Here is a 7,380-nt window from a genome sequence, read left to right on the forward strand (position 1 = left end):
GTGGAGGGGTGACAGAGCTCGTCCAGATCCCGTCGCCGGGCGTCGCCCTCGAGTACGGGCACCCCGGCCGGCCCGTGGTGGTCGTGCTGCACGACGTGTTCGGGCGCCTGCCGTGGCTGGAGCCGTTCGCCGAGGCCGTGGCGAAGCACGGCTACCACGTGCTCGTGCCCGACCTCTACGACGGCTGGGCCACGCTCGCCCCGGAGGACGCGCGCGACCTCGCCGCGATGGCCGCGCAGGACCGCACCCTCGCCGCCGTCGCCGAGGCGGTCGGCACCGGAGTCGCGGCCGGGGCGCCGCGCAGCGCCGTCATCGGCTTCGGCTTCGGCGGCCGCCTCGGGCTGCTCGCCGCGGGCACCGGGCTCGTGGACGCGGTGGTCGCGTACTACGCCACCCTCGGTGCGGAGGAGCACGTGCTGGTCCCGTGCCCCACCCTCCTGCACTACGCGCAGAGCGACGAGTGGCCCGCGGGCGACGACCCGGAGTCGTTCGTCGGGCGGCTGAAGGAGTCGGGGACGCCGGTCACGGCGCACACCTACCCGGACACGCAGCGGCACTTCGCGAACGGCAACCTGCGCGACGCGGTCAGCCCCGCCTCCGCGGCGCTCGCCTACGCGCGGACGCTCTCGTTCCTCAATCCGCAGCTCATCGACACCTGAGCTCAGCCCTGCACGTCGCGCAGGTGGTGCTGGACGTCGTGCAGGTAGTAGCGGGCGATCGTGTCGACCGTGAACGCCGCGCCGTCGCTGCGGCGGCCTCGACGCTGCCACTGGGCGCCGGCGACGGAGTCGAACACCTCGGCGATGCGCTCGGCCGCCTCGACCAGCTCGCGGCCGACCGTCGCGGGGTCCTGCTGGTCGTAGCGCTCCTCCACGGCGGTGACGTCCTGGTCCCAGTTGGGGTAGAGCGGGTCGTCGCCGGCGAGCATCAGCTGCACGCGGGTGCGGTAGATGCGGTGCACGTCGCGCACGTGCGCGGCGTACTCGAGCGGCGACCAGGTCTCGTCGTCGGGCCGGCCCGCCGCGTCGTCGCGGTCGAGCACGTAGGGCCAGGCGGCGGCGTTCTCGCGGATGAGCTCGGCGACCTCGTCGGCGTCGACGAGCGAGGCGTCGAAACCGCACTCGAGGCAGGGGCGCTCGAGGACCCAGGTCCAGTCCTTGGTGTCGGGAGTGATCGGCATGGCACCAGAGTAGGGCGCCGCCGGATCAGCAGCGCGTCGGGGTCCCCTGCACGGCGCCGCGCTCGCCGTCGGCCGTCCACGGGAGCCGGGGCAGGCCCTCGGCTCCCGCCGCGGCTCCCTGCTCGACCGCGATGGCTGCCAGGGTGCGGGCGACCGTCGCGGCGAAGTCGCCGCCAGGCGTCGAGCTGTTGATCGAGACGGCCACGGTCAGGCCCGAGACCGGGTCGGAGTAGGCCGCGGTGACGAAGCCGGGCGCGAGACCCGAGAAGCCGCGGAGGGGTCCCGCCTCGTGCCCCCCGAGCCCGGCGCGGAGGTAGTCGGCGCGGCCCTGGCCCTGGACGACCGGGTCCCGCCACATGGCGTCGCCCGCGGGATCGGCCGCGAGACCCGTCGCCAGCCGCCGGAGGTCCTCCAGATCGGTCAGCGCTCCGCCCGCGGCGCCGAGCGCGGACGGGGACGCGGCGGTGACGTCGAGCCGCACGTCGCAGCGCTTCTCCCCGGTCGCCGGGTCCAGCGCGACCGCGTAGCCGCGGGGGGACGGAGCGGGCAGGTCGACCTCGGAGGCGCCGGGCAGCTCCGTGCTGCGCAGCCCGTACCGCGGCACCACGTACTGGTCGTAGAGCTCCCCGATGCTCCGACCGGTCACCTGCGCGGCGACGATGCCGGCGAGCAGCGGACCGGTGGCGGAGTCGGACCACGCCGCTCCGGGCTCGGCCGAGGCGCCGCGCACCTGGGCCGCGGCGAGCAGCTCGAGCGTCGGCCACTGCCGCGGGGGGTTCTGGAGCACGGTCGGCCAGAGCGCCGAGCGGAAGTCGGCCAGGCCGGAGGTGTGCGTGCAGAGCTCGCGCAGCGTGAGGCCGTCGATGCCGGGCAGGGAGCGCAGCGTCTCGCCGACGTCGGCGTCGAGGTCGACCCGGCCGGAGTCGGCGAGGGCGAGGACCACGTCGCAGGTCATAGCCTCGGTGCCGCCGGTGCCGAGCCGCAGGTGCGCGTCGGTGGTGAGGGCGGTGGTGCGCTCGTCCGACTCCCAGCCGACCGCGCCCTCCCAGCTGCCGCCCCACGGCGACCAGACCCCGGCGACCGCTCCGGTCGCGCCGGCGACGCCGACCGTCTCGTCGAGGAACCCCGACAGGGCGGAGGCGAGCTCCTCCGACGCCGCCTGCGCGGGCGCCTCCGCCACGCGCGAGGCGGCGGCGGGCGTGCAGCCGGCCAGTGCGAGCACGAGGACCGGGACGACGAGCAGTCCCGTCCGCGTCCGTCTGCGAGATCCCATGCCGTGCGACTCCCCCGTCGTCTGCGAACGGCACCACTGTACGGGGGCTCCGTCGGGCCGGAGAGGGCCGCTGAGCGCGCGATCGCGATTCGTGTCCTGACCGTGACCGGCGGAGTCCACCCCGTTCCCAAACCGGCAGGCGCCGGGTTACGAAGAGAGGGAGTACAGCGCAGAGGCGCTGCTCGAAGGAGGTAAGAGACCATGCGCAGATCCCCCAATCGACTGCTGGCGACTCTCTTCGGAGCCGTCTACGTCGTCGTCGGGCTCCTCGGCTTCGTCGTGACCGGAGGCGTGCAGTTCCTCTCGACCGAAGGCGGGCTCCTGCTCGGCGTCTTCGAGGTGAACCCGCTGCACAACATCGCCCACCTGCTCATCGGAGGCGCGCTGCTGATCGCGGGCCTGTCGACCGTCGCCGCGGCGAAGACCGTCAACGTGATTGTCGGAGCGGTGTACCTGCTGCTCGGCATCGTCGGCTTCTTCCTGGTCGACACCGCCCTGAACGTGCTGGCGCTGAACACCGCCGACCACTTCCTGCACCTGGCCAGCGCGCTGGTGCTCCTGGGAGTCGGACTCGGCACCGAGAAGACGGCGAGGACGCGCACCGCCGCCACCGCCTGACCCGGGCGGCACCCGCCGCCCCCCTCTACTCCGTCCGCCGTGGGCCCGCCGTTTTCCGCGGCGGACGGACTGAACGGCCCCGGACGACACGATGCGGTGTGTCGATCCGGGGCCTCCTCTTCTTCCCCGATCCAGCGAAGGAGCCGCCATGACCACCGTGGCCCGCTGCAACGCCGCTTTCGCCGGACTCGGCGCCGGGCTCGTCCACCTCTCGCTCGCCGCCGGCGGCGAGGGCGTGCAGGCCCCGGTGATCGGAGTGCTCGGTGCCGTCGAGATCCTCTGGGCGGTCCTCGTCCTGGCACGCGGCCGGATCGTCGTGCTGCGCTCCGCGCTGGTCGTCGCGGTCGCCTCCCTGGCGGCGTTCGCCCTCGCTCTGGCCCTCGGCGCACTCGCCGAGCCCCTCCCCGCGCTGGCGGCCGCGGTCCTCCAGCTGATCGCGGTCGCCGTGGTGGCCGTCTCGCTCCGCTCTCCGCGCGTCGAGGAGAAGGCCGTCTCCCCGTCGCGAGCTCTCGTCGGGCTCCTGGCCGGCGCGCTCACCGTCTCCGCCCTCGCCACCCCCGCCATGGCCGCCTCCTCGGGCGGGTCGGGCGACATGGGCGGGATGATGCACTCCGTCGTCGACGGCGGACACGGGCACTGACGCCTCTGGTCCCAGCGGCTCCGCTCGGCTAAGGTAAGGCAGACCTCAATCGCCGAGGGAGGCCACCGTGTCGAACGTCATCCCGTTCTCCGAGGCCCTGCGCCTGCGCATCGGGCAGTCCGGCGCGGACGACGAGGGCGCCGCCTTCATGACCTCGCTGATGACCGGCTCCGGCAGCCGCGACGACTACATCGCGCTCATCTCGCAGCACTACTTCGTCTACGAGGCCCTCGAGGCCGTGGCGGAGGACATGGCCGGCGATCCCGTCGCGGAGCCCTTCCTCTCGGCCAAGCTCACCCGGCTCCCCGCGATCGCGGAGGACCTGCGCTTCCTCGTCGGCGAGGACTGGCGGGAGCGCATCCGCCCGCTGCCCTCGACCAGCGCCTACGTCGACCGGATCCGCACCGTGGCCTCGGGCTGGAGCGGCGGCTTCGTCGCCCACCACTACACGCGCTACCTCGGCGACCTCTCCGGCTGCGCGATCGTCCGCGGGCTGCTGCAGCGGCGGTTCGGCTTCGAGACCAACGGCGTCGGCTTCTTCCTCTTCGGCGAGATCGCCGCACCGTCGGCCTTCCGCGCCACCTACCGCGAGCAGCTCGACGCCGCGGGCTGGGACGAGGAGGAGCGCGAGCGGGTCATCGCGGAGGTCGCGGAGGCGTACCGGCTGACGACGGAGCTGTTCCGCGATCTCGCCCGGACCTGCGCGGCGGCCTGAGGCCCCTGCTCCCACGTCCTCCGCGGGGCGTCAGTCCGCGGACGCCTCCGCGACGGCGGCCGGCTCGGCTCGCCGTTCGGACATGAAGCGCAGCACGTCCTTGTCGACGATGATGTCGCTCGGCCGGAGCGGCCGCGTCAGGTAGAGCCCCTCGAGGCTCGTGATGCGGCTGAGCGCCACGTAGGTCTGCCCGGGGGCGAAGGCGCGCTGCCCGAGGTCGACCACGGCGGAGTCGTAGGTCTTGCCCTGCGACTTGTGGATCGTGACCGCCCACGCCAGGCGGAGCGGGAACTGCGCGAACTCGGCGACGATCTCGCGAGTGAGCTTCTTCGTCGCGGCGGAGTAGGAGTAGCGGTAGCGCTCCCAGGTCGCGGGCTCGACCTCGTGGACCTCGCCGTCCACCTCGACCCACACCGTCCCCGCGACCTTCGTCACCCGGCCGATCGTGCCGTTCACCCAGCGCTGCTCGGAGTCGTTGCGCAGGAACATCACGTGCGCGCCGATCTTGAGCTCGAGGTTCTGGTCCGCCGGATAGGCGCGCCCGCCGAAGTCGCCGCTGATCTCGGCCGAGGCGGTCTTCAGCGGGCCCTTCAGCCGCGCGAGCGCCGCCTGGTTGATGCGGTTGACCGTGTCGTTGCGGGTCGCGAGCGTGATCGCGTCGTCCGCCGGAGGCGTCCGCGCGCCCGCGGCGTTCAGCACGTCGGCGATCTCCTTCGTCACCATGCCGAAGCGGACCGCGTTGAGCATCCACTTGAAGCGCTCGTCGCTCTGCCGGTGGATCCGGCCGAGCTCGACGATCCGCAGCGGTGCCTCCTGCCAGACGAGGGCGTCGAAGAACCACAGCGAGCGGTAGCGGTCGGCGAAGTAGGCGCGCTCCTCCGGATCGCCGGGAACGGGTGCGAGCTGGAACGGGTCGCCGAAGAGGACGACCTGCACGCCCCCGAACGGCTCGGAGCGCCGCTGCCGCGCCTGCCGGAGGCTGCGGTCGATCCCGTCGAGCAGGTCGGCGTTGACCATGGAGATCTCGTCGATGACGAGCGTGTCGATGGTGTTGAGGAGCTTGCGCAGCTCGGGCGGCTGGTCGAGGTCGGAGTCGGCGATGACGCCGATCGGCAGTCGGAAGAGCGAGTGGATGGTCTGGCCGCCGACGTTCAGCGCCGCGACGCCGGTGGGGGCGCAGATGACGATCTGCTTGTCGGTGTTCCAGCTCAGGTGGTTGAGCAGGGTGGACTTGCCCGTGCCCGCGCGACCCGTGACGAACAGGTGCTCGCGCGTGTTCTCGATGAGGTCGAAGACCCGCTGCTGCTCGTCGGAGAGGGTCGGCTGAGTCACCGCTCCACTGTACCCGCGGGCCGCCGGGACCCGGGGCCCGGGCGCGGATCAGCCGCGCTTCTGGAGGGCGGCCAGGCGGTCGTTGTAGGCCGTGAGCTCGGCCTCTCCGGTGCGGTCGGCCTGGCGGTCGCGGCGCTTGGTCTCGCGGGCGTCGGAGCGGCTCCACATCATCGCGACGACGATCGCGAGCGCGAGGGTGGGGATCTCGCCGATGCTCCACGCGATGCCGCCGGCCGCCTGCTGATCGGCGAGCGCGGACGTGCCCCAGCCCATCGCTCCGTACCAGTCGGCGAGGAGCAGCCCCTCCCCCGTCATCAGCGCGAGGCCGAAGAAGGCGTGGAACGCCATGGTGCCCAGCAGCAGCAGGAGTCGCATCGCGTAGGGCACGCGGTGCACGCTCGGGTCCACTCCGATCAGGACGCTGACGAAGAGGTACCCGGTGATCAGGAAGTGGACGATCATCCACTCGTGGCCGATGTGGTCCGTGGTGGCCCAGCGGAACAGCGGGGAGTAGTAGAAGCCCCAGAGCGACCCGACGAACAGCAGCGCGGCGACGATCGGGTGCGAGATCGCGGTGGCGAAGCGCGAGTGCACGGCGAGCAGCACCCACTCGCGGGCACCGCGGGAGCCGTCGGTGCGGCGGGCGGCGGCGCGGGCGATGAGCGTGACCGGTGCCGCCGGGACGAGCAGCAGCGGCACCGCCATGGTGAGGACCATGTGCGAGAGCATGTGGGCGCTGAACAGGTACTTCTCGTACGCGTTCACCCCGCCGTTCGTGATGTAGGCCAGGAGGAGCATGCCCGCGATCCAGAGGATCGTGCGGTGCAGGGGCCAGCGGTCGCCGCGGCGGTGCAGGCGCACCACTCCGGCGACGTAGAACGCGATGGCGAAGGAGCAGACCAGGAGCCAGACCAGGTCGATGTTCCAGAGCGTGAGGAAGTTCATCGCGCTCGCGGGCGGCGGCAGGGGCTCGCCCGTCAGCAGCTGGGCCGGGGTCGGATCCGTGAGCTGGCTCGCGGCGATCTGGTCGACCGGGGTCGCGGTGCGCGCGAGAGCCGCGGCGACTCCGGACGCGATCCCCATGAAGGCGATCTCGGCGCCGACGAGCCACCAGAAGCTGCGGCCGCCGACACCGCCGGCCTTCCGCATCCGCTCGATGAGGTAGCGGCGCTGCAGCACGCCGAACAGGCCCAGCGCGACCAGCGCCGCGACCTTGACCAGCACGAGGATCCCGTAGCCGGTCAGCAGGTTGTCGAGAGTGGCGAGCCGGAGCTCGGCGCTGACGTACCCGGACGCCGCGACCACGACGAAGCTCACGAGCGCGAGGCTGGAGTAGCGCTCGATCACGGGCAGCAGGCGGGAGCCGCCGAGCAGGGGCCGCAGGGCGATGACGGTGATGAGGCCGCCCAGCCAGATCGCCGCGAAGACGAGGTGCAGGCCCAGCGCCGTGACGGCGGCGTCGTGCCCGCTCGCTCCCGCCGCGTGCCCCTGCTGCGCCATCGGCAGCAGCGTGAGCAGGGCCAGGCCCGTGACGAAGACGAGCGCGGTCTGGTTGCGGACGGCGAAGCAGAGGACGGTGACGACGGCCGCGAGCAGCGTCGTGATGAGCCAGGCCTGGCCGA

General features: G+C 72.8%; 8 protein-coding genes. 4 read left to right on the forward strand and 4 right to left on the reverse strand.

Annotated elements, in window-relative coordinates; all coding sequences use genetic code 11:
* Window positions 1–8 precede the first annotated feature (8 nt).
* Window positions 9–659 (forward strand): dienelactone hydrolase family protein, encoded by a 651-nt coding sequence (locus C5C82_RS06010; protein WP_104237610.1) that lies wholly within the window; start codon window positions 9–11, stop codon window positions 657–659.
* Between the two features lie 2 nt (window positions 660–661).
* Here the strand turns inward: C5C82_RS06010 and C5C82_RS06015 are convergent, their stop codons facing one another.
* Both C5C82_RS06015 and C5C82_RS06020 read right to left on the reverse strand, forming a co-directional pair.
* Window positions 662–1,180 (reverse strand): DinB family protein, encoded by a 519-nt coding sequence (locus tag C5C82_RS06015; protein ID WP_104354774.1) that lies wholly within the window; start codon window positions 1,178–1,180, stop codon window positions 662–664.
* A gap of 25 nt (window positions 1,181–1,205) precedes the next feature.
* Complete coding sequence (locus C5C82_RS06020; RefSeq protein ID WP_104354775.1) at window positions 1,206–2,453, reverse strand: serine hydrolase; 1,248 nt, start codon at window positions 2,451–2,453, stop codon at window positions 1,206–1,208.
* Between the two features lie 201 nt (window positions 2,454–2,654).
* On the opposite strand from C5C82_RS06020, the gene C5C82_RS06025 reads away from it, so the two are divergent.
* From C5C82_RS06025 to C5C82_RS06035, 3 genes are all read left to right on the forward strand, one after another.
* Window positions 2,655–3,071, forward strand: coding sequence for a DUF4383 domain-containing protein (locus C5C82_RS06025; protein WP_104354776.1), 417 nt, complete (start codon window positions 2,655–2,657; stop codon window positions 3,069–3,071).
* A gap of 148 nt (window positions 3,072–3,219) precedes the next feature.
* Window positions 3,220–3,711 (forward strand): hypothetical protein, encoded by a 492-nt coding sequence (locus C5C82_RS06030; protein WP_104354777.1) that lies wholly within the window; start codon window positions 3,220–3,222, stop codon window positions 3,709–3,711.
* Window positions 3,712–3,778: 67 nt separating this feature from the next.
* A complete protein-coding gene (locus C5C82_RS06035; RefSeq protein WP_104226125.1) occupies window positions 3,779–4,426 on the forward strand; it encodes a heme oxygenase (biliverdin-producing) in 648 nt (215 codons plus the stop codon).
* Window positions 4,427–4,456: 30 nt separating this feature from the next.
* Here C5C82_RS06035 and C5C82_RS06040 read toward each other — a convergent pair whose 3' ends face one another.
* Together C5C82_RS06040 and C5C82_RS06045 are read right to left on the reverse strand one after the other, a co-directional pair.
* Window positions 4,457–5,758, reverse strand: coding sequence for an ATP-dependent RecD-like DNA helicase (locus C5C82_RS06040; RefSeq protein WP_104222908.1), 1,302 nt, complete (start codon window positions 5,756–5,758; stop codon window positions 4,457–4,459).
* Between the two features lie 48 nt (window positions 5,759–5,806).
* Window positions 5,807–7,380, reverse strand: a 1,574-nt coding sequence (locus tag C5C82_RS06045) for a cytochrome c oxidase assembly protein (protein WP_104354778.1), incomplete at its 5' end; no start/stop codon positions are given.

Origin of the sequence: Rathayibacter sp. AY1D5, assembly GCF_002932515.1 — a bacterium.
Taxonomy (GTDB): Bacteria; Actinomycetota; Actinomycetes; order Actinomycetales; family Microbacteriaceae; genus Rathayibacter.